Below are 22,305 nucleotides of genomic sequence, written 5' to 3' on the forward strand. Positions count from 1 at the left end.
GATCGAGCCAGAACCGGCGTCTGATGGTCTTCGGCAGAATCGGTTCCTGCGATATGCTTCTGGGCCAAACAGACGCTGTCGACGGTGCCCGCCCGGCCCACCACGACGCTGGTCCCTGATCCAGCGTTCGGAATCGGGCTGAATCACCGTCGACAGAAATTGCCACCGCATTCGCCCCACGCCGCGACCGATGAAAACCGACGAGCTTCGTGAAAAGTACCTGGCCTTTTTCGAAACCAAAGGCTGTGTCCGCCGTCCCAGCGACGTGCTGGTCCCCACTTGGGACCCCTCGGTGCTGTTCACTCCCGCCGGAATGAACCAATTCAAAGACCACTTCCTGGGCAAAGTCACGCTGGACTTCACCCGCGCGACGACGTGCCAAAAGTGTCTGCGGACCGGCGACATCGACAACGTCGGACGGACGGCGTACCACCACACGTTCTTTGAAATGCTGGGCAACTTCAGCTTCGGCGACTACTTCAAAGAAGACACGATTCGCTGGGCTTGGGAATTTCTGACCGACAAAAAATGGCTGGGTCTGGATCCAGGTCGACTGTCAGTCACCGTTTACAAGGATGACGACGAAGCGGCCAAGATTTGGCACGAAGGGATCGGTCTGCCCACGTCGCGGATCGCGCGGATGGAGGAAGACGAGAACTTTTGGCCCGCGTCGGCACCCAGCCAGGGTCCGGACGGCGTGTGCGGTCCGTGCAGCGAAATCTATTACGTGCTGGATGACGGCAGCGATGTCGAAATCTGGAATCTGGTGTTCACGCAGTTCAATCGCGTCGGTGATCCGCCGGACAACCTGCGTCCGCTGCCCAGTAAAAACATCGACACCGGGATGGGCCTGGAGCGAACCGCCAGTGTGCTGCAAAAGGTCCCGACGAATTATCACATCGACATCTTGATGCCGATCGTCCAAGCGGCCGCGGAAGTGACGTCGGTCCCCTATGAATACGACAGCGACAACGGCCGACGTTTACGCCGCATCACCGACCACGTCCGCGCGGCCACCTTTGCCGTCCACGAAAACGTGTACCCCGGTGCCAATGGGGCCAAGTACGTCATCCGACGGCTGATCCGACGCGCGGTGTTGGACGGACACCAGATGGGATTGCGCGATCCGTTCCTGTATCAGATCGTCGACGCGGTCGCCGATGCCATGAAACCCGCGTATCCGGAATTGACGGAAACGGTCCAGCGGGTCCAGGGCGTCATTCGCGGCGAAGAAGAACGATTCTTTGCGACCATCGATGCGGGGCTACAACGGATCGATCGCATCTTCGGTGACATGGAAACATCTGGCACCGGGATGATCGATGGTGACCAGGCGGCCGACCTTTACACCAGCTACGGAGTGCCGCCGGAACTGTTGCAACAAATGGGAGCCGAAAAGAGCTTCACATTCGACTGGAACGGCTACACCGAAGCGATGCAGCGTCACGCCGAAATCAGCGGCGGTGATCAGTTCAAACTGTTCCAAACCGGTCCGCTGGAAACGTTGAAGGAATCGCTGCGACATACCGAGTTCTTGGGTTACGACGCCACGACCGCCGAAGCCACGATCAAGGGAATCATCATCGGCGATGGTACCGATGATGATTCGGACGAATCGACGTTGGTGAAATCAGCATCGGCCGATCCCGATCAACCGATGCGGTTGGTCTTGGATCGAACGCCGTTTTACGGTGAATCCGGCGGCCAGGTCGGCGACGTCGGCGTGATCCGCGGTGACGGTTTCGAATTCAACGTGACCGACACACAGAAACACGGCGACTTGGTCGTTCACCACGGACGCTTGGTGAAAGGAAAGGTTTCCGAAAGCGACGCCTGCCAAGCGATCGTCGACCAAGACAACCGCCAAGCGTTGCAGCGGGCCCACAGCGCGACCCACATCTTGCATTACGCGTTGCAGAAGAACGTCGGCGCGCACGCTCAACAGCAGGGCAGCAAGGTCGAAGCGGACGTGTTGCGATTCGACTTCAGCAACCAAGAAGCCTTGGACGAAGACAAGTTGGCGGCGATTCGCACCGACGTCATCGATCGCGTCCAAGCGAAAGACCCGATCCGCTGGCAAACGGTCGCCTTGGCCGATGCACGCAAAGCCGGCGCGATGATGTTGTTCGGTGAAAAATACCCCGACCCCGTCCGCATGGTTTCGATGGGTGAATTCAGCAAAGAACTTTGCGGCGGAACTCACCTGACGTCCACGGGCGACGTCGAAGCGTTCGAATTGGTCAGCGAAGAAAGCGTTTCGTCGGGCACCCGGCGTATCGTCGCGTTGACGGGGCCTCGAGCGAAATCGCATATCGAATCGACGATCGAAACGACTCGCAAGGCCGCGGAGATCCTGGGGTGCAGCCAAAAGAATCTGGTCAAAGCGGCGACGGATTTGGCCAACGACGTCCGCGGCATCAAAAAGGAACTGAACAGCGGCGTGGCCACCGAACACGCCGCGTCGATCGTCGGCAATGCGGATCCGGGAACCCTGGAATACGAAGCGGCGAAAGCAATTTTGCGTGACACCGCGCGGTTGTTGAACGTCGCCACGTCGGATGTGCCGGATCGATTGAAGGCGTTGCTGGATGATCGATCGGATCTGTTGGACGAACTGCAAAAGATGACCGCAGGCGGCAAATTGTCCGCGGACGATTTGATCGGTTCGGGCCAAACGGTCGGTGACTGTCTGATCGTGGTCGCCGAGACGCCGGGAGCCAACCCGAACATCATGCGTGGCTGGATCGACCAGATTCGCAAGAAGTCCGACCATGCTTCGGCGGTACTGTTGGCCGCGCGTCAGGGCGAAAAGGTCTTGCTGGTCGGTGGGCTCAGCAATGACTTGGTCAAACGCGGGCTGAACGCGGGCAAATGGGTGGGCAACGCCGCCAAAGCCCTCGGCGGTGGCGGTGGTGGTCGTCCCGACATGGCTCAGGCCGGTGGCAAAGATGCCAGTAAGTTGCCCGAAGCGTTGGACGCAGCGATCGCGGAGATCCAGGCGGCACTTAGCGAAAATGCTTGACGCCAAAACGCGTGATCCAAGCCACAATGATCCCCACGGGCCACCTTGCGTCGTTACCATCCGATAGAATGGCGGCGACGCAATGACCGGATCTTGAACCCAGCTTTTCTATGTACGACCCCGCGTTTGAAACCTCACGGCTGTTATCGGCCAACATCGAAAAGGTCTTGCTGGGCAAACCCGACGTGGTCCAAATGCTGGTCCTGTCGCTGATCGCCGGCGAACACGTCTTGCTGGAAGACGTTCCCGGCGTCGGGAAAACGTTGGCCGCCAAAGCGTTGGCCCAGTCCATCGAAGGCAGCTTTACTCGATTGCAATTCACGCCCGATTTGTTGCCCGCCGATATCACCGGCAGCATGATTTATCGGACCGACCGACACGAGTTTGAATTCAGCCCCGGTCCGGTGTTTGCCAACGTCGTGCTGGCGGACGAAATCAACCGTGCTCCACCGCGAACGCAGTCCGCGTTGTTGGAAGCGATGAGCGATGCACGCGTCAGTGTGGACGGAAAGTCTCATCCGTTGCCCAGCCCGTTCATCGTCATCGCCACGCAGAACCCCTTCGAATTCGAAGGCACCTATGCGTTGCCCGAAAGCCAGTTGGACCGGTTCCTGCTGCGGACCAGCGTGGGGTATCCGGGGCGTGAAATGGAACGCCAGGTCATGTCGACGCACCGCACCGGTGAACCGGTCGATCAGTTGCAACCCGTCGTCAACGTCGAATCGGTCCGGCACGCCCAAATGGCGGTCCGCGAGGTGAAGTTCGACGATTCGTTGGTGGAATACTTATTGGACATTGTCGAATCGACACGTCAGCACGACGCTTTCCAAGTCGGCGTCAGCACCCGAGGCGCTCTCAGCTTTTATCGCGGATGCCAGGCTCGGGCGATCACCGAAAGCCGCGACTACGTCACCCCCGACGACATCAAACAATTGGCCGTCGCCGCGCTGTCGCACCGCGTGTTGCCAGAGGGCATTTTCCAAGGCGCCGATCGAAACTATGTCGAACAACAGGTTGCCGATTTGGTGCAACAGGTGCCGGTCCCGGTTTGATTGACCGGACGACGTTTGACCTAACTGACTTGGTCACCCCGAAAACATGATTCGACGTACCCGTTTGACACGACTGGGTTGGCACTTCGGATTCGTGATCGCCTTTGCCATGCTGGGCGGTGCGATCCGCGGGCTGAATCTGTTGTTGGTCTTGGCGGCCATTATGGTCGGGGCGTTGATCACGCAGTGGCGGTGGTGCACTCGAGCGGCAGAATCGGTGGACATCCGCCGCCGTTTGCCCAGCGAAGCGTTTGCCGGCACACCGTTTCGTGTCCGGTTCCGATTGACCAACCACAATCGATTCTTGCCCCTGTGGATGTTGCGGATCACCGATCAAATCGTTCTGGACGATCAACGGAACAGCGGTCGATGGCTGAAAGTCTTGGGCGGCGGCACGGCGGGGCCGGAACAACGCGCCAAAGCGGTCAGCGGGATCGGCGTCGTCGGCGGGCGTCAAACCGTAACGCCGTCGTACATTTGCCGGATCGCCGATCGCGGGTCGTATCGATTCGGGCCGGTCACGGTGTCCACGACCTTTCCGTTTTCCCTGATGAAGGCCGAAGCCCAATCGGACCAAAGCCAAGTGCTGGACGTGTATCCGCGTTTGTTGCGTCTGCGTCGGGGATGGAAGAACGTTCTATTGCAGCGGACCGGCGGCGCGACGGTCGGTGCGCATCGCGGCGGCAATGACGAAGGCGACTTTTTCGGGCTGCGTGAATACCATCCCGGTGACAATCCAAAGTGGATCCACTGGCGCACCACCGCGCGGCTGGGCGACTTGGCGGTGCGTCAGTTCGAACAGCAACGACGTTACGACGTTTGTTTACTGTTGGACGCTTGGTACGCACCGGACCAAGCCATGCAAGGCGTTTTGCCGGGATCATCATCCGGTTCGAAATCGTCCGGTTCCAATTGGTCCGGACGCATTCGGACGGGCGACGATGTGGAAACGGCGATCAGTTTGGCCGCCACGTTGTTGGTCGACTTGGCATCCCAGCCGGGTAACCGGGTCGTTTTCGCTTCGGCCGGCGTCAGCAGTCGCGCGATGATTGCGGGGACGTCGTTCGAGGCGCGGCGAAGGTTGTTTCAAACCCTGGCCCGTATTCAACCGTCGGCCACACCGCCGATCAAACAAACGCTGGACCACGCCGTCGAAGCGGTGGGATTGCCCCAAGATTTGATTGTGGCCAGCCCGCGATCCCAGGAAGACGCGATGAACGAGGATCCGGAACTGCGTGACATTCTGACCATGTGGGCGCGTCGCGGGCGAATCCGATGGTTGGACGTGACGACCGATACCGTCGGTGGCATGATCGTCAGCCAAGATTCGTCCAACCGACCAGCGCCGGGAACGTCGCGTTCCGGTCAATCCGCCAAGCAGTTCCTGGATTCGGACGCGTCCGCGTCGGCCGGGCTGCGAAAGGACGAAGCGTGATGGCCAGCGGACAGACGGTCGGCGAAGCCAGTGGGTCGGTGGTCGTCGCCAATCCCACCAAACCACAGCGTCGGCTGATCAATCGCACCCAGTTGTCGTTTGCCGTGTTGTCGTGCCTGGGCGGACTGGCGATGCGTGGCGACAACTTGGAAGGCTTGGCCACGACCGCGGCCGTGTTCTCAATTTTCGGCTATCTGTTCGTCGATCGCTTCCGGTTGTTCTCCATGCCCGCCCCGCTGGCTTACACGGCGATGGGGATTGCCGGACTTTACTGTGTCAGCGATTTCAGCGACTTGGGCGGTCCGGGCAGCAAACAGATCGAGGCGGTCGCCTATTTGTTGGTGTCGGTACAAGCCGTCTTGATGCTGCAGCGCAAGACCCAGCGGATCTATGAACAGATCGTCGTCTTTTGTTTATTGCAACTGATCGTTGCGGCGGTGTTCAACGATGCGCTACAGTTCGGCGCTGCGTTGATCCCCATTGGTTTGGTCGGTGTCTTTGGTGTAAGCCTGTTGTCCACCGCCAGTGCGGCAACCGAAGGCGATGATTCCTTGGCGATCGACCAAACGTTCCACAGTGCGCTGGACGCGCAAGGTCGAATCACGGTTCCGCCAAGCGACGAAATGTTCCAAGACGATGAACCGGAGATCGATCTGGATGAAGCGTGGATTTTGACCGGCACCCCGGAATCGAATCAATCGCTGGCACTGGCCGGACGCCGGACGTTCTGGGTCATCGGCATGACCATCACGCCGGCGGTTATGTTGATTGCCGCGATCTTTTTCTATGCGTTGCCGCGAATGACCGACGCGTCGACGATGGGCAGTGCCGGGTCCGCATTGGTGGGCTTCAACGATGAAGTCGACTTGATGCAAGTCGGAAAGTTGCTGCAAAGCGGTGAAACGGCACTCCGCGTGCGATTGCAAGATCGGCGGACCGGAAAGCTGTATCAGATCACCGGGCCGATGTACCTGCGTGGCCGAGCGTTGGAGACGTACAGCGTGGATTTGTCCAACGAGCTTTCCCACGGCATGTGGCGATCACGCAATGCGGGCGTTTTAAGTCGTTTCGCGCCCACGCCCGTGGAATACGACGGGATCCCCGCCAAGGACCGCGCTCTGTTCGACTCGGTAACGGTCACCGTCAATCACGAAGCCACCAAGTCCCAGTCGCTGTTCGGAATCGTTCCCTATTTCGAGGTCGCAGGCCCGGGACGGATCCACCACACGCCGGCAAGCTATGAATTGTCTCGGCCCAAACGATCCTCGGGCGGCTACCCACGCTATCGCATCCGATACACCACCAACGCGTTCTATCTGGGAGACCAGTCGGAATTCATTTCACCTTGGACCACCGACGATCCCTGGGGCCGAACGCACCGAGATGAAACAAGATTTGCCGACGATGAAGAATTGTTGGACATCGATTCCGAAGACGACGCCCGATTGGAACAGCGGTTGGAAATCCGGAACCTACGCTACAAGACGGAAGAAGACTGGGAAAAGTATCTGGAACTGTGCACCGAATGGAGCCGGGAAAATATCCCAACGGCCGGGCGATTGGCGAAGATGATTCGACGGGATATGTCAGCCGATCGTGGAAGCACATTTGACTTCGTCAAAGCGGCCGAAAATCTGTTCTCCGCCAGAAACGACTTCGAATACACCTTGGATCTTAGTGCCGATATCTTGGAAGGCGTCGACCCGATCGAACAGTTCCTGAAGGTCGATCGACGCGGGCATTGCCAGTTCTTCGCATCCGGACTGATCATGATGCTGCGAAGCGAAGGCATCCCGGCGCGAATGGTCGTCGGTTACTGCACCGACGAATACAACACATTGGGGGACTACTACGTCGCGCGACAATTGCATGCCCATGCTTGGGTCGAAGCCCTGTTGCACAAAGACGAACTACCGCCGACGGCGAATCTGGCCGGACAGCGCCCCTCGGAATACTACTGGGTGCGATTGGATCCGACGCCGGGCGGATCGGGCGGCGGAATCATGCCGGATCGCAGCGGCGGTGTGAACCAAGTGCTGGACATCGCGCAAAACCTGTGGGACGACTACGTGGTGGACATGGACGGGGGACGCCAAGACCGCGTGCTGTCGGCCACCGCGGGATCGACGCCGATGAGCGATGCTTACACCCAAATGATTCAGCGATTGCAGGCCAGTCTGGCGCGGGCTCGGGCCGGTGAACTGGGCGGTGGGTCGTTGGCCAAAGGCAATCGATTTTCATTGCCCGCCGCGCTTGCGACGATCAGCATGTCGGTGATGGTGATCGTGTTGCTGCGGCTGAAGTTACCCGCGCTGTTGGGTCGCAATCGCGGTGACTTGGCCGATACAACCGCGGCACGCCCCACTTTGGCGTTTTATGCCGATGCCGTCGATCAGCTGCAGCGTTTGGGCGTCCATCGACGCACGGGCCAGACCCCAGCCGAACTGTCCACCGAAATTTCTGCGAAGACGTCACCGTCACGTTTTCCCGCCGGGGAACCCTTCGCGGCGTTGACGCGGTTGTTCTACGCCATGCGATATCGTGGTGACAGAGTGGACGCAAAGGTGACTGATTCGCTGTTAGACGATCTGAATGAGCGGGTGGGCCGCATCGTGAACCAGGGGGACATCGGCGCGGGCGCGTCTGGGCAAGCTGGACAACCCGATGCTGTTGAAACGGCTGGGAAACCCTAGACGCCGAAAACGTGTCGTTTGCTGCGGCCCGGGTGCCTGCAAACGGTGGAATGATCGGAAGTCACGGCTATACTTTGTTGGACTGACTTCTGGACTTCAAACGCGACCAATCGCTACGTGATCGTCACCATCGATGGCCCCGCCGGCGCGGGGAAAAGCAGTATCGCTCGCCAAGTCGCTGACCGACTGGCGTTCGATTTTCTTGACACCGGCGCGATGTATCGTGCCGTGACGCTGGGGTGCCTTCGGGCCGGCATCGACTTCGATGACGTCGATGCTTTGGAACAATTTGCTGGTTGCTTGGAATTGCGTTGGGACGACCAACGCATTTTTCTTAACGGCGAAGACGTTTCGGAGGAGATCCGGCAACCGGAGGTCAGTGCCGCCATCGGTCGGATCGCCGATCTTTTGCCGCTGCGGACCAGGCTGTCGGAAATGCAACGACAGGTCGCCGAGGGCAAAGACATTGTCACCGAGGGACGCGATCAAGGCGCCGAAGTTTTCCCTGACGCGGAATGTAAGGTGTTTCTGACCGCGTCACCGCAGACCCGCGCCCGTCGCCGTCAGTTGCAATTGTCCGAAACGGGCGTGGACCTCTCGATCGACGAAATCCTGGACGCCCAAAACAGACGCGACCTGGAAGACACCACGCGTGACGTTGGTCGGCTGCGTGCGGCGGATGACGCGATCGTGGTGAATACCGACTGTCTGTCCAGCGACGAAGTGCTGCAGGCGGTTTTGGAAATCATCCACGGCGTCTTGGAATCCCGAACGTCCAAGACGGCTTCTTAACTAGGCGGACAGAACGCTTTAGGTTTCCATTGGGCGCAAAACTTCTGCCCGCTGCTATCGCGTCGAAATCCGATGTCTGGGCACATCAGCTCTTTTGGCCACCCCCACGCCAAAGGGCTGCCGCCACGGTAATCGTTCCACTTTGACACGTCTGCGACGCGGAAGTGGGTTGATGGCACCGTTTCGATCGCACAGTTTCGACTGCTTGGCGGGCACGCGGACACCCAAGCAATTGGCCGCAGTCGCTCATCAGACTGTTTTGGCGGGTGCAGGGTGCGCCATAACGTCACCAGTGGAAAAATTCCTGAAGAATTTTCGAGGCCAGATGAGGTATCGCAACAAATGGTCGCAATCCACAAAAAAGCCCTAAGGGAAGACAGGCGACCGATAAATGAGCAGCAAGGGGCGCAGATACGCCACCTCCGTAGGGCTATTTGTCGCACCATTGGCAAGTCACCGATAAAGGTGATCGTTCGTTAGCTCAAGATAAACGAACCTTCGCTCCGGCGTAATGGAATTGAAACTCGCTGATCGTTAACGTTTGATCAAGTTGCTGGAACGTCCACCACTAATGCTCATTAGCGGTGCTTCTGGGAACTCAGTTGTCGTACTGGGGCAGTCGAGTGCGACAAAAGGTGTACACCCGCACCTGATCCGCGGGGCGATTTATCTTTCTCGAAGTTTTGGAGTTCTCAGATGAGACAAACATCCTCCTCTCGACCGGGCTTCACGCTGGTGGAACTGTTGGTGGTGATCGCCATCATCGGCGTCCTGGTCGGCCTGTTGTTGCCGGCGGTTCAGTCGGCACGTGAAGCCGCACGTCGGATGTCTTGCAGCAACAATGCCAAGCAAATCGGATTGGCGCTGCACAACTATCACTCGGCGTTCAACAACTTGCCCGCCATGATGGGCGGCTCGCGTGGCGAAACCAACATCGGCGACAGCACGCGAAGCAATCAATTGCGTCTGAGCTATTTGGTTCCTCTGTTGCCGTTCATAGAGCAACAACCGTTGTGGGATCAGATCAGCAATCCGATGGCCGTGAAGACCAACGGCGATCCCAAGAACCCGCCGTGGCCGTCGATGGGCCCCGCCCCGTGGCGTGGCGATTATCGTCCTTGGGCCACCGACGTTTCGTCGTTCCGTTGCCCCAGTGACCCCGGTGTCGGTTCGCCCGCTCTTGGCCGTTGTAACTATGCCAACTGCATGGGTGACGCGGTCGAATACTTGGACGTCGGTGCCTATCAGTGGGTGACCCCGAACAACTTTTCGACCGGCAACGTTGAACAGATCAACGTTTCGGGACGTGGGATGTTCGTCTGTCGCGAGTACAAAAAATTCCGTGACGTCGTCGACGGATTGTCCAACACGATCATGGTCGGCGAAATCTTGTCGGATTCCGGTACTCGTGACATCCGTACCGCACCGGCCGACGGCCCCGGTTCGGGACCGCTGCGTGACAACCCGTCATGGGCGTTGGACCAAGGTCTGATCGATCCGAATCGTCCGCTGTACTGGTTGCCCGATACCAACTTGACCACCGACCAAAGCACCGGTGGTGATGGCAACTGGTCAAGCCGTGCACGTGGTTTTCGTTGGTCCGACGGGTGTCACCAGTTCACCGGTTTCAACACGATCCTGCCGCCCAACAGCGAAACCGTTTCGCGAACGGGCAACGACAACACCTGGGGGATTTATCCGCCCAGCAGCCAGCACCCCGGCGGCGTTCACGTCGTGATGGGTGACGGTGCGGTGAAGTTCATCACCGACGCCATCGACGCCGGTGATCGTCGTGCCAAGACGGTCTACAAGGCCGCTGGCAACGCGGGTATCGCCAGCCCGTACGGCGTTTGGGGTGCCATGGGTACCCGCGCCAGCCGCGAAACTTACGACTCGACCGACCTGTAAACCGGCCGTCGAACATTGCACGCTGGATGGGAACCCACCACCAGCGTGTTAACCAAACGCGTCTTTGCCAAAGACAGGGGCCGTGTGAAGTCGTCCAGACATCCGCGGCCCAGTCGACCCGCAAAGCCCACCGGTCGTGATTCGATTGCCCACTGATGGCTTGAACCTATCGGCCGTCCGTGACGGTGAACGTCAACGACAGCGAACATGTTGCCGTCGCCCGAGCCGTTTTTCTTTCTCGTTTGTAAAACCCCCGAAGAGTTCCATCCATGTTGACTCGTTCCATGATTCTGGCTTTTGCCGCTTTGATCTTCACCGTTCCGATGATGACCGGATGCAGCGGTGGCGGCGACAACACCGTCATCGAACAACCCGATGACATCGAAGACCAAATGGAAGCTTACGAAGCCGAACAAGCGGCCGCCGACGCGGCTCGTTAATCGGTGTGCTTTCACCCCGAATTCCCCACCGGGTCATCCGTCACGCTTGTGGCGGATGACTTTTTTTATTGCGCCGTCGGCCGGCACGATCAGCCGATGCTTCCGGCGTATCCTGGTCCCGTGCCCAGTGTGTCAAACAGCATCTTTCATCCGCTAAGCTTTGAGAGATAGGCTTAACCTGCCGCATGGTTCCACTGCCACTTGATGCGAGACAAACAACATGGCTTCGAAACCGGATTCCAAGCGTGCCGCGTCAAAGATGAAACGTACGGAATATATGAAAGAGCTTCGCAAACTGCAGGCAGAGCTTTGTCATTTGCAGGCTTGGGTGAAGCACAACGGCATCCGTGCGATCGTTATTTTCGAAGGCCGCGACGCCGCGGGAAAGGGCGGGACGATTCGCGCCATTACCGAACGCGTCAGCCCCCGTGTGTTTCGCACGGTCGCACTTCCCGCACCGTCGGATCGCGAGAAGTCCCAGATGTACCTTCAACGATACATGAACCACTTTCCGGCCGCCGGCGAGATCGTGATCTTTGACCGCAGTTGGTACAACCGCGCCGGTGTCGAGTATGTGATGGGGTTCTGTACCAAAGAAGAACACCGGCGTTTTCTGCAGCTATGTCCCGTGGTCGAAATCTACATCGCCGATGGCGGAATCCGCCTGATCAAGTATTGGCTGGAGGTGGGTGACGAGGAACAGAAGCGACGGTTCGAAGCCAGGATCACCGACCCGCTGCGGCAGTGGAAATTGAGCGCGATGGATCTTCCTTCGCGCAGCAAGTGGTATGAGTATTCCAAGGCACGCGACATGATGTTGGAAGCCACCGACACGGACCACGCACCTTGGAACATCTTGCCGTCCGATGACAAGCGACGCGCACGATTGAACTGCATCCGGCACCTGTTGAATCAGTTTCCGTACGAGAAGGTCCCCGCCGAAGAAGTCAGATTGCCCAAGCGGTCCAAAGAAGGGGCCTATGACGATACGGCATCCCTGTCCGGCCGTAACTTTGTGCCCCAGCACTATTGATGTGCCTTCGCCGCAACATCGCTTGTTGGAAGCCGGCCTGGTGCGGACCCCAATCGTCGCCTTTCGCTCTGCGAACGTAGCGTCCGCAACAGGCCCTATACCGAACTAGGGCCCGACGCAATTTCGGCAACGCGGCGGCCCGTACCCCCGCCAAAACAACCAACTCAACCTACGGAATCCGATCCAACGTCAATAGAACGACAGTATGAAAGGTCTGTTGATCGGCCGTTTGTTGCGTCAGCATCGCTTTGCCCAACGCCTGTGTGGTCCGAGTCGGCGCCACGATCAAAACGTCGCCTTCGCTCAGCCGAACGTCCCATTGATTTTCGGCCAGCGACCAAGCATCGCGACGTTGTTCCATTCGAACCGCCGCCTTGCTGGGCGTGAACGAACGCTTCATTGGTCCGTGCTGAATCTCCGGCCGAAACGTCAGCCGAATTTGACCGGCCATCGATGTCGGATTCGCTTCCAAAGCAAACAATGGTTGCGGCGCATCCAAGGTTCGGCCGACCGTTTGGCCGTCGATGCGAGCCAACACGGTTCGCGTTTTCGAGTCGGCCCGGCGAACCCACAATTCGGTACGCTCGGCCCATCGCACCGGAAACGCACCGCTTAGCCCCGAGACGTCAGTGGCGATTTCGGTCTGTTCCATGAAGTCGTTGATCAAGTCCGACGGCGGTGTCATTTCCGCCAACAACTGATCGACCTTTTGACGATCCTTGACCAATCCGACGCGCAAACCGTTATCCAACAGGCGTCGACGATCGCCCGCATCGACGACCGTTTCATCGACCCAGTTCCAAATCGTGTCCCAGGGATCGGGCAGGAAAGAATCACCGGCGGGACTGGATTCCGAATCCTGGCTTGCCATCCCATCAGGGGTGTCTTCCGCGGCCAGACTTTCAGCAACTTTGGCGATCGGTTCCGGCGGGCGAATGGTGATGAATCGGCTACTCATCACCAGTGCATCGGTGCGATGGTGCAGCGTTTGAACCGATTCGGCCTTGTGAGTGACCACAGGCTCCGTTTCGCTCTGACGCCAGTTGGCACAGCCGGCCAACGACAGCGCGGCCAACAAACCAATGCCGGCCCCTTTCGCGTGGCGAACGGGACGAGATTTCCATTCCGGCAATGAATCAGGTCGGACCGCCAAGCGATTGATCTTTTCGGTGCGGGGCGCGAATCACAAACGGCAAACCGCCGGGCCGGCGACGAAAATCGCTGCATTGGCCCTGGTTTTCAACCGGTGGTTAACTTTCTGTACACCCGCACGTCAAGATCTTTGTGGCTCTGGTCGCCCGGGCGGACGGACGGCTTCGGTGACGCGGCTGGAGGAATGACGCAGGTCGCTGCGAAAACCGGCCGTTGACCGGGGGCCAACGACAGGATGACTTGTGAAATGCGTGATTTTTGCTAATCTTCCGTGCTGCTTTGAATCGAAACAGGCGACGCGGAAGGCGCCAAAACCCGCGATCCGCCTGGCCCCGACGCTTTGGGGCACCAACCGCGTTGCGATTTCGGGGTTCGCTTGCTGCACTGCGGCCGTTAGCGACCTCACACGCACCGCATTCTTTGGCTGAATACCTTCATTGATCCGTGGCCGTCGTGGGCGGCCAAGCAAACATCCATCACATTTCGGAGACTCGACTCGGTGGGAACCAAGAAATCAGGTAAAGGACGTCGTAAAGTCGGACGTAAGAAGCGCAGGATGCGAGCCAAGATTCGTCACCGCAAGAAATAGACGAATTTGGTGACGTCGGGGTTCGGTGACGTTTCGATGGTTTGAAATAGCCCACCGATTGCCGAGATCTTCGACGACCATTGATTCCGAGCCGAATGAAAATGGGTCGCCTGACGCGGTGCGAAGGGCGGCCTTGTTGATGCGCGAACACCGCCCGGTGGACCCGCCAGAACGCCGATGCGTTAGGTCCCCGAATGCAATAGCTGTCGCCTAGAGTCCCAGTTGGGCGGCCCAGCGGCGTTTCTTTCCTTCACCGCCGGCGTTGTTCTGTTCACATTCACGGCGTGCGTGGGCCAAACGTTCTTCCAGTTCAGCGTTCTTCCGCTGCAGTTCTTGGCGTTCGCGTGAAAGCTTGGCCCGTTCCAAAGAGGCCTCGATTTCGACTTTGCGGAATTTCTCTTCCCAATCCGCCTGCATGTCTTGCAGACGTTGACGTTCTTCCTGGATCAATTCATCCGCGTCAAACATCTGGGCGATCGATGCGGCCCCCACTGTCATGCCGTCTTCGGCCGGGCCGCGTTGTTCCAACAATACACGCAATTCGCCCAATTCATCGTCACGACGTTCGACTTGTTGCTGCAACGATTCCAGCTGGTCAAACAACCGTGCGACTGTATCTGCGGGATCGACTGTATCGGCGAGATCGAAGTCGCCAAGTGATTCAGCGTCGCCCGGTGTTGCCGCTTGTGCCGCGATGACGCCGCTGGATTCTTGTTTCTGCTTCAAGGTCGTCAGGAACGATTCGGCGTCGAAAGAGTCCTCTTCCATTTGCCGATAGATCAATTCCTTGCGTTGTTCCCATGTCAGCAGATCGGGCGATCCGCCGGGCTGCGTGGCGTCGGATTCGATCGATTGTTGGACGCTGCTGCCGGCGACGCGGGAAGCCAAGTCGGCGTTTTGTTCGGCCAGTTCATCATTCTGCTTCTGCAGCGATTCGTTGGCTTCGGTCAGTTCATCGATCCGCGACTTCAGCGATTCCAAATCCGTGGCTTCGATGACGTGCGATTTTAAGTCGGCGAATTCTGCCAACAAACGCTCGGTCAGCTCCGACGACATCGCCGTTGCGGGGCCGACTGCCTCCGGTGCAAGCGATGGTTGCGTCGTCCATGCCTGTTGGCGAACCGGATCCGCGGGCATGAACTGATCGATGGCAAACGCGGTCAGCGGGCTGTCGGCTGCCGGCGACGCGGGGGTCCAATGCGAGGGGACCGGGCGGTAACCCAAATCGGTTTCCTGGCCCGCCTGGTCATCGCTATGGCTTGTCGAATCATCAAGGTTCGCCACATCATCGGCGACCGCTTCGAAATTCGCCGGCAAGGGGCCATCGAAGGGGCACTCAGTCTGGTCGGCGTACGCCTCGGCGACGTCCTCGAAACACGGTTCGAATTCTTGGCCCGTGCCGCAATCATCGCCGTCATGACGATCGGCCATGGCGACCGCTTTTTCGATGGCGGCCACGACGTCGTCGATATCGTCGGTGCTTCGAACGTCGTCCGCTTCGGTGTCACTGGTGGCGACATCGCATGGGGCCGCTGCGTCGTCTGATTGGGGGCCATCGGTGGCAACCGGGTCAGGCACCGCGACCGACGGTGATTCCACCAAGGGGACTTGATCGGATACCGGGTCTTGCGTGGACTCGTCGGCTTCCGGCGGGTCGACCGGTGTGGCGTCAGGATTCTGCGAAGGGAGCGCCGTTTCGGGGGCGCATGCGACCTTCGTTTCGGGCTTTCGCGAGTTGCGACGTCGGTTCCGTTTCCTTGTTTTTCGAGCCATTGTTGCGGTCAGCCATGAATCTCTTTGCCTGTGTCGAACGGTCCGAATGGAGCATCCGTCCACTGATATCTAGGTCGTAAACCGCCTGGCGTCAAAGAATTCGTCGTACGAATCGAACCACGGTCGTTGGTTTCAATGATTCCAATCGTGGCGATCGTGCGGGGTGAAAGGGCCTGTGCTATCCGGCCGGCGTGATCACCCATCGGTGTGAGCGATCGACGGGACTGACAAAAATCTCGACGCGCGTTAGCCTGCCAGTCACCGGCGACGCACCCCGCCGAGAAGACCTTGGGAGACCCGAGACGCTGATGGCCAAGAAAAAATCGACACGCACCCGAACGTCCGCCGCGGCATCCGATCCGTCGGAATCGGACAGCGACGCGCCGAAATTCGTGTTCGAAGAATCCGTCGAAAAGATTGAAACGGTGGTCGATCAGTTGGAAAGCGGCGATTTGGATTTGAGCGAATCGCTGAAGCAGTACGAACAAGCGGTCAAAGAATTGAAACGCTGCCATGACTATCTGAATCGTGCCGAACAGCAGGTCCGCTTGCTGGCCGGTATCGATGCCGACGGCCAGCCGATCACGACCGACTTTGACGACGCGAGCGGTGACGATCTGCTGCAAAAACAATCCGCGCGTGGCAGTCGACGTGGGGCGAAGAAGCGGACCGTCGGTGGTGACGGGCAATCGGACGATGAGGTTTCCGGGGATTCGGACGACGGTGGCGCCGGGCATCTGTTCTAGGTTGCAGCTTTCAGCCCCCGTTTGTCTGGGTGTTCGTCTGCCTACAATGCAGTGTTTGAAAATGAATGCGGCAGCCTGAAAGGATCCGGCCCCACGTGACATCACGATCGTCATCCGTCTCATCTCAGCAATCTTCCGGCGGGGCATCCGGCAACGGCGCGTCCGGCGTTGATGCATCGTCCCAAGACGCAACGGGCATGGCCGATTTGGCGGCGCCCATCGAAGCGATGTTGTTGCGTGCTTTGGATTCCGAAGTCGTGACCGGTGATGGATGTCCCGCACTGTTGGCCGATGCGATGCGTTACGCATTGATGGCCCCGGGCAAGCGATTGCGACCGGCCTTGGTGTTGATGGCCGGGCAGGTGTGCGGCATCGACCCGCACAGTGAAGCGGCGTGGCAGCTGGCGCCCGCCGTCGCCGCGGTGGAGATGATTCACGCGTATTCGCTGATCCATGACGATTTGCCCGCGATGGACGATGACGATTTGCGTCGCGGCCGTCCGACGGTGCATCTGCAGTTTGACGAAGCGACCGCAATCCTGGCCGGCGACGCGTTGCTGACCGCGGCCTTTGCGACCCTGGCCGACGGGATCCGTGATCCGGCTTTGGTCGGCCCGGCCGTCCGGCACCTGGGGATCGCGGCGGGCGCGACGGCTCTGGTGGGCGGACAGTCCGATGATTTGCAAGCCGAGCGGGATCATGCGGGTCAATGCGACAACGATTGGACTTCGGACGAACCCGGTCGCCTGGCGGCGCTGGCCCATCTGGAAGCGATCCACCGCCGAAAGACGGGGGCGTTGATCGACGCATCGCTGGCTTTAGGGGGGATTCTGGCCGGTGCGGACGCTTTGACGCGGAAAAACTTGTCCAACTACGCTGTAGACCTTGGGCTGGCGTTCCAAGTCGTGGACGATCTACTGGACACAACGTCGACCGCCGACGCGATGGGCAAACAAGTCGGCAAGGATGCGGCGCGAGGAAAGTTGACGTATCCGGGCCTGTTGGGCGTCGAAGCATCGCGTGAAAAAGCGGTGCAGTTGACCGAATCGGCGGTGTCGCATGCCCGGTTGCTGGGTGACGGCGCGTGGCGGTTGATTAAATTGGCGGGGTATGTACTGGAGCGAACGCATTGACGGACAATAGCGAACAACCAACCGGACAACCGGTGTCAGGACGATCGGGCGTGTCGAAGAAGCAAACTGAAAACGAAACGACTGACAGGCAAACGCCGGTGACATCAGCCGCCCGGCACCCCTTGCTGGCGGCACTGGGCGATTCACGCCCGCTGCGAGATTTTTCGCACGAGAAATTGGACGAAGTCGCGGCAGAGATCCGGGACGTTCTGTGCAATCTGTTGGCAACGCGAACGGCGCACTTTGCGTCCAACCTGGGCGTGGTTGAATTGTGTCTGGCCCTGCACGCGGAATACGACTTTCCTCGCGATCGCTTGATCTGGGATACCGGGCACCAGATTTATCCGCACAAGTTGATCACCGGCCGCTATCACGATTTTGCCTCGATCCGCACTGCCGGCGGTTTGATGGGTTATCCAAACCCGGCCGAAAGCGATTACGACCTGTTCATGACCGGTCACGCCGGTTCCAGCGTCAGCACGGCGGTGGGTCTGCGCAGCGGCGACTATGTCCAAAACGAACGCGACCGCAAAACCGTGGCCGTCATCGGCGACGGTGCATTCCCAAGCGGGATTGTTTTCGAAGCGTTGAACAACGCCGGCGAACTTGGCGACGATCTGACGATCGTGTTGAACGACAACAAGATGTCGATTTGTCCTCGCACCGGCGCGATGGCCAAGTACTTGGATCGCTTGCGAGGCAATCCGTTTTATACGGGTTTGAAAAGCGAAGTCGTTCGCTTGCTGGACCACGTCCCCATGTTCGGTGATCCGGCCGAACGCTTGCTGGCACAGATGAAGGAAGGCGTCAAAGCAGGACTGCTTGGCGGGATGTTGTTCGAAGAACTGGACATCCGGTACATAGGCCCGATCGACGGCCACGACATTCAGTTGCTGCGCAAGTATTTGCAACTGGTCCGCAACATGTCGGGACCGGTCTTGTTGCACGTCGTGACGGAGAAGGGGCACGGTTACAAACCGGCGGCCGAAGACCCGGTGTTCTTTCACACACCGCCGGCATTCAAAGACACCGACGAAGGTCCGGTCACGTTGCCCAGTTCGGGGCTTCCCCCGTACACCAACCACGCCCGCGACGCGATTCTGCGTGCGATGCAGAACGATCATCGCGTGACGGTGATCACGGCGGCAATGTGCCAAGGCAACAAACTGGAACCCGTTCGTGAACAAGTTCCCGATCGATTCTTCGACGTCGGAATTTGCGAATCCCACGCGGTTGCCTTTGCGGCGGGGCAAGCAAAAACAGGGCTGCGTCCGATCGTGGACATCTACAGCACGTTCTTGCAACGCAGCTATGACCAAGTTTTCCAAGAGGTCGCACTGCAAGACTTGCCCGTGATTTTCATGATGGACCGCGCCGGGCTGACCGGACCCGATGGTCCGACGCACCACGGTGTTTACGACATCGGTTACATGCGTCTGTTCCCCAACATGGTGTTGATGGCGCCAGGCTATGCGGCCGAGTTGGAACTGATGCTTCAAAAGGCATTGGAAATCGATCACCCCTCGGGAATCCGTTACCCGAAAGCGTCGGCGCCGCAGCTGGACCGTATTCCGGACGAAATCGTCATCGGGAAAAGCGAAGTCCTTCGCGAGGGCACCGACGGCACGATCGTCGCGTACGGCGCGATGTTGGAACACGCCCTGGCGGCGGCGGATCTGCTGAGCGGCGAATTGAGTGTTCGCGTCATCAACGCTCGTTTTGTCAAACCGATCGACGAAGCGATGATCGCGGATGTTGTCGGCGGCGACGGGTTTGTCATCACGTTGGAGGAAGGCACGACGGTCGGCGGTTTTGGATCAGCTTTCTTGGAATCGGCCGCTCGACAGCGTCTGGATACCCGTGGGGTTCGCACACTGGCGCTTCCCGATCAGTTCGTCGGACACGGTGATCGTTCCCAACTGTTGGACGAAAGCCAACTGTCACCGCGAGGCATCGCCGACGTTTGTCGTGAAGAAGCGGGCATCTCCACCTCGGTTTCGACGTGAGCGACGCGATGTCCACCGACGCTTGGCTGGACCGAATGCGAAGCCGTCCGGAAGTTGCCATTCTTGGGGCGCCGGATCGGGATTTGGTTCGCAAGGAGTTGGAACGGATTCGGCCGGCGATCGCCGAGCGCGCCGACATCGTGGTGGAGGACCTGGAGTTCGCCTATGACTTTGCGGACAAGGATCACGATTTGGTGATCGTTCTGGGCGGCGATGGTTCGATTTTGCAGTCCGCGCGTCAAATGGGCACCAACCAGATTCCCGTGCTGGGCATCAACTGTGGTCGCTTGGGTTTCCTGGCCGCGTTGTCGCCCGATGACTTCCTGGATACCTGGCCGCAGGTTTGTTGTGGCGGGTTCGAAGTCGTCGAACACTTGATGCTACAGATCACGCTGTTTCGTGGCGGCCAAGTCGCGGCGCAGCAACTGGCATTGAACGAAGGGGCCATCTTGGGCGGCCCGCCTTATCGAATTTTGGACATCGATTTTTGGGCCGACGGTCATTTGGCAACTCGATACCGCTGCGACGGATTGATCGTGGCGACACCGGTCGGATCGACGGCCCACAATCTGTCCGCCGGCGGTCCGATTCTGCGTCGTCACCTGCAGGCGATGGTGGTCAGCCCGATCAGCCCGCACACATTGACGTATCGTCCGTTGGTGGAAACCGCCGACACGGTGATGGAATTTTCCATCACCGACCCGACCGAATCGACCTCCATCGTCGTGGACGGTCGGCCGATGGACCGGCTGTATCCCGGCGACCGCGTCCGGATCTGTCGTGCGGATGTCAGTTTCCGCATGCTATCGGTGCCCGGACAGAACGACCATCGCACGCTGCGCGACAAACTGGGTTGGGGCGGCAGCGTGAACCCGGATCGTTAGACGTTGGCACGATGACGAAACGTGCTGACGCGTCAAAGTCAGTCGCCCAATACGTTGGCGACTACTTTGTTTTCGGTGCCCACCACTGGTCCAGCGCTTCGCTAAGACTTTCGACCAAATCCGGTCGCTCGGCCGCCAAGTCGTGGTTTTCATGCGGGTCGTCGGCCAAGTCGTACAACTGCAGTGATTGGTCGTCCATCAATTCCGACGGATCGATCAGCTTCATCGAATCGCGGATGATCCAGCGGTATTGCAGACTGGCTGCCGGGTCGGTTTGCGATCGAATGTCGTGGTCAAAGATTTCGCCGACCAATTGATTTCGTCCCTCGACCGCAGCGGCATCCAAAAGGTTGATTCCGGGCAGTTCAGCGGGGATGTCTTGTCCGGCCGCCGCCAACACGGTCGGGACCAAATCGATGGAACTGGCCATTTGGTCGTTTTCCATCTTGGGTTCGACGTGCCCCGGCCAACGGACCATGATCGGTGTGCGAATGCCGCCTTCGTTGGGGCTGCGTTTGCTGCGTGGTGCGTACCGGCTGGCGTCGGTTCGATTGACCCAGCCGTTGTCGCAAACGTACAAGACGATCGTGTTATCGCTTAGCCCGCGTTGCTGAAGACTGTCCAGCACCGCACCACAGCTTTCGTCAAACCATTCGCACATCGCCCAGTACTTTGCGATCGACAATGACGGCGCGACGGGTTCGTACTTGTCCAGCAAACGTTGAGGCGGCGTATGGGGAGTGTGCGGCAAAAACGGTGCGTACCAGACGAAGAACGGTGCATGATCGTTGACACTCTGGTCCAGGAATTCATCGATTTCCGCAATGCCTTGTCGACCGATCGCCAAGCCCTTGTCGCCGTGGCGCCCGTCGCGTGACATGTCACCGATCGTCATCCCGGCGTCAAAGCCGCCACGGCGAAAGTTGCCTTCCCACCACTTTCCGGTTTGCAACGATCGGTATCCCAGTGGCGCCAAGCGATCGGGCAGGGTGGTCATCGCATCGATGTGCCGCAAGTAATCGATCCGCGATTGCAAATACGGCTGGGCCGTGTGGGGCGGACGGCGTTGCCCCGCGTCCATGCCCGCCCAAGGCGGATCGTTGCCCACGATGCCGTGTTGGTGGGGGTACAGCCCGCTGATCATCGTCGCCAAAGAAGGGCGACACAAACTGGTGGGGACGTACCCGCGAGTGAACGTCAACGACTGGGCGGCAAGTTCGTCAAGCCGCGGTGTCTTGATGTGCTCATGCCCCATGAATCCGTAATCGGTCCAGGCTTGGTCGTCACTGATGATCATCACCACATTGGGACGGTCCGATCCGCCGGATGCCCCCGATCCAGGCCCCTCAGAATCGTCAGCCTCCGCACGACCGGCCCAGGCATCGCTCAGGACGCACATTGCGATCAAAACGAACAAGATGCGAAAATGACGGAGATGCATGCTTTTCATGTCAGAGCGAACCGTTTAGCAGTTTTTTCAGTGGGCTGGACAAACCAATGCTGCTGGTTTGCGATAGTGTGGAAGGCGATCCGATCATCGGTCGCAGTTTTGTGCTGCGATCGTCGGAGTCGTGTGACAACACGCCGGCAGGCTTCGTTTTGATCACCACCGCCCGAGTCACCCGACCAGTTTAACCGTTTCGAATC

General features: G+C 59.0%; 16 protein-coding genes. 13 read left to right on the forward strand and 3 right to left on the reverse strand.

The window, feature by feature from the left end:
- Positions 1-190: 190 nt before the first annotated feature.
- From alaS to ppk2, 8 genes are all read left to right on the forward strand, one after another.
- Positions 191-3,022: an alanine--tRNA ligase gene (alaS, locus tag Mal65_RS13780; protein ID WP_145298581.1), complete on the forward strand. Its 2,832-nt coding sequence runs from the start codon at positions 191-193 to the stop codon at positions 3,020-3,022.
- A gap of 155 nt (positions 3,023-3,177) precedes the next feature.
- Positions 3,178-4,074 carry an AAA family ATPase gene (locus Mal65_RS13785; RefSeq protein ID WP_145304909.1) on the forward strand — a complete coding sequence of 299 codons (897 nt, stop codon included), beginning with the start codon at positions 3,178-3,180 and terminating at the stop codon, positions 4,072-4,074.
- A 46-nt stretch (positions 4,075-4,120) separates the two neighbouring features.
- The gene (locus tag Mal65_RS13790) at positions 4,121-5,509 is read left to right on the forward strand and encodes a DUF58 domain-containing protein (protein WP_145298583.1); all 1,389 of its coding nucleotides are present in this window, start codon (positions 4,121-4,123) and stop codon (positions 5,507-5,509) included.
- Complete coding sequence (locus Mal65_RS13795; RefSeq protein ID WP_165701260.1) at positions 5,509-8,202, forward strand: transglutaminase TgpA family protein; 2,694 nt, start codon at positions 5,509-5,511, stop codon at positions 8,200-8,202. Before Mal65_RS13790 ends, Mal65_RS13795 begins: the two co-directional genes overlap by 1 nt.
- A gap of 117 nt (positions 8,203-8,319) precedes the next feature.
- Entirely contained in the window at positions 8,320-8,994 is a 675-nt protein-coding gene (gene cmk / locus Mal65_RS13800; RefSeq protein ID WP_145298587.1) for a (d)CMP kinase, read from the forward strand.
- A 696-nt stretch (positions 8,995-9,690) separates the two neighbouring features.
- Entirely contained in the window at positions 9,691-10,902 is a 1,212-nt protein-coding gene (locus Mal65_RS13805) for a DUF1559 domain-containing protein (RefSeq protein WP_145298589.1), read from the forward strand.
- A 269-nt stretch (positions 10,903-11,171) separates the two neighbouring features.
- Positions 11,172-11,342 (forward strand): hypothetical protein, encoded by a 171-nt coding sequence (locus Mal65_RS26500; protein WP_165701261.1) that lies wholly within the window; start codon positions 11,172-11,174, stop codon positions 11,340-11,342.
- Positions 11,343-11,562: 220 nt separating this feature from the next.
- Positions 11,563-12,375: a polyphosphate kinase 2 gene (gene ppk2 / locus Mal65_RS13810; RefSeq protein WP_145298591.1), complete on the forward strand. Its 813-nt coding sequence runs from the start codon at positions 11,563-11,565 to the stop codon at positions 12,373-12,375.
- A 169-nt stretch (positions 12,376-12,544) separates the two neighbouring features.
- Here the strand turns inward: ppk2 and Mal65_RS13815 are convergent, their stop codons facing one another.
- Both Mal65_RS13815 and Mal65_RS13820 read right to left on the reverse strand, forming a co-directional pair.
- Positions 12,545-13,528 (reverse strand): hypothetical protein, encoded by a 984-nt coding sequence (locus Mal65_RS13815; protein ID WP_145298593.1) that lies wholly within the window; start codon positions 13,526-13,528, stop codon positions 12,545-12,547.
- Positions 13,529-14,326: 798 nt separating this feature from the next.
- Positions 14,327-15,889 carry a coiled-coil domain-containing protein gene (locus tag Mal65_RS13820; protein WP_145298595.1) on the reverse strand — a complete coding sequence of 521 codons (1,563 nt, stop codon included), beginning with the start codon at positions 15,887-15,889 and terminating at the stop codon, positions 14,327-14,329.
- A 308-nt stretch (positions 15,890-16,197) separates the two neighbouring features.
- Between Mal65_RS13820 and xseB the strand changes: the two genes are divergently transcribed.
- From xseB to Mal65_RS13840, 4 genes are all read left to right on the forward strand, one after another.
- Positions 16,198-16,635 (forward strand): exodeoxyribonuclease VII small subunit, encoded by a 438-nt coding sequence (gene xseB, locus Mal65_RS13825; protein ID WP_145298597.1) that lies wholly within the window; start codon positions 16,198-16,200, stop codon positions 16,633-16,635.
- 95 nt (positions 16,636-16,730) lie between these two features.
- Positions 16,731-17,768, forward strand: a complete 1,038-nt coding sequence (locus Mal65_RS13830; RefSeq protein WP_196784149.1) for a polyprenyl synthetase family protein — start codon at positions 16,731-16,733, stop codon at positions 17,766-17,768.
- A 98-nt stretch (positions 17,769-17,866) separates the two neighbouring features.
- Positions 17,867-19,774, forward strand: coding sequence for a 1-deoxy-D-xylulose-5-phosphate synthase (gene dxs / locus Mal65_RS13835; protein WP_390621973.1), 1,908 nt, complete (start codon positions 17,867-17,869; stop codon positions 19,772-19,774).
- 8 nt (positions 19,775-19,782) lie between these two features.
- Positions 19,783-20,658: an NAD(+)/NADH kinase gene (locus Mal65_RS13840; RefSeq protein WP_145298599.1), complete on the forward strand. Its 876-nt coding sequence runs from the start codon at positions 19,783-19,785 to the stop codon at positions 20,656-20,658.
- Positions 20,659-20,719: 61 nt separating this feature from the next.
- Here the strand turns inward: Mal65_RS13840 and Mal65_RS13845 are convergent, their stop codons facing one another.
- Positions 20,720-21,955 (reverse strand): sulfatase family protein, encoded by a 1,236-nt coding sequence (locus Mal65_RS13845; protein ID WP_390621974.1) that lies wholly within the window; start codon positions 21,953-21,955, stop codon positions 20,720-20,722.
- Between the two features lie 200 nt (positions 21,956-22,155).
- Between Mal65_RS13845 and Mal65_RS26505 the strand changes: the two genes are divergently transcribed.
- Positions 22,156-22,293, forward strand: coding sequence for a hypothetical protein (locus tag Mal65_RS26505; RefSeq protein ID WP_165701262.1), 138 nt, complete (start codon positions 22,156-22,158; stop codon positions 22,291-22,293).
- Positions 22,294-22,305 lie beyond the last annotated feature (12 nt).

Source organism: Crateriforma conspicua, from assembly GCF_007752935.1.
Classification (GTDB): domain Bacteria; phylum Planctomycetota; class Planctomycetia; order Pirellulales; family Pirellulaceae; genus Crateriforma; species Crateriforma conspicua.

What these genes read in the sequence shown, in the direction of transcription:
- alaS (WP_145298581.1), top strand. Translation starts at nt 191, where the DNA reads ATGAAAACCGACGAGCTTCGTGAAAAGTACCTGGCCTTTTTCGAAACC.
- Mal65_RS13790 (WP_145298583.1), top strand. Translation starts at nt 4,121, where the DNA reads ATGATTCGACGTACCCGTTTGACACGACTGGGTTGGCACTTCGGATTC.
- Mal65_RS13795 (WP_165701260.1), top strand. Translation starts at nt 5,509, where the DNA reads ATGGCCAGCGGACAGACGGTCGGCGAAGCCAGTGGGTCGGTGGTCGTC.
- Mal65_RS13805 (WP_145298589.1), top strand. Translation starts at nt 9,691, where the DNA reads ATGAGACAAACATCCTCCTCTCGACCGGGCTTCACGCTGGTGGAACTG.
- Mal65_RS26500 (WP_165701261.1), top strand. Translation starts at nt 11,172, where the DNA reads ATGTTGACTCGTTCCATGATTCTGGCTTTTGCCGCTTTGATCTTCACC.
- ppk2 (WP_145298591.1), top strand. Translation starts at nt 11,563, where the DNA reads ATGGCTTCGAAACCGGATTCCAAGCGTGCCGCGTCAAAGATGAAACGT.
- Mal65_RS13820 (WP_145298595.1), bottom strand. Translation starts at nt 15,889, where the DNA reads ATGGCTCGAAAAACAAGGAAACGGAACCGACGTCGCAACTCGCGAAAG.
- xseB (WP_145298597.1), top strand. Translation starts at nt 16,198, where the DNA reads ATGGCCAAGAAAAAATCGACACGCACCCGAACGTCCGCCGCGGCATCC.
- Mal65_RS13840 (WP_145298599.1), top strand. Translation starts at nt 19,783, where the DNA reads ATGTCCACCGACGCTTGGCTGGACCGAATGCGAAGCCGTCCGGAAGTT.
- Mal65_RS13845 (WP_390621974.1), bottom strand. Translation starts at nt 21,955, where the DNA reads ATGATCATCAGTGACGACCAAGCCTGGACCGATTACGGATTCATGGGG.
- Mal65_RS26505 (WP_165701262.1), top strand. Translation starts at nt 22,156, where the DNA reads ATGCTGCTGGTTTGCGATAGTGTGGAAGGCGATCCGATCATCGGTCGC.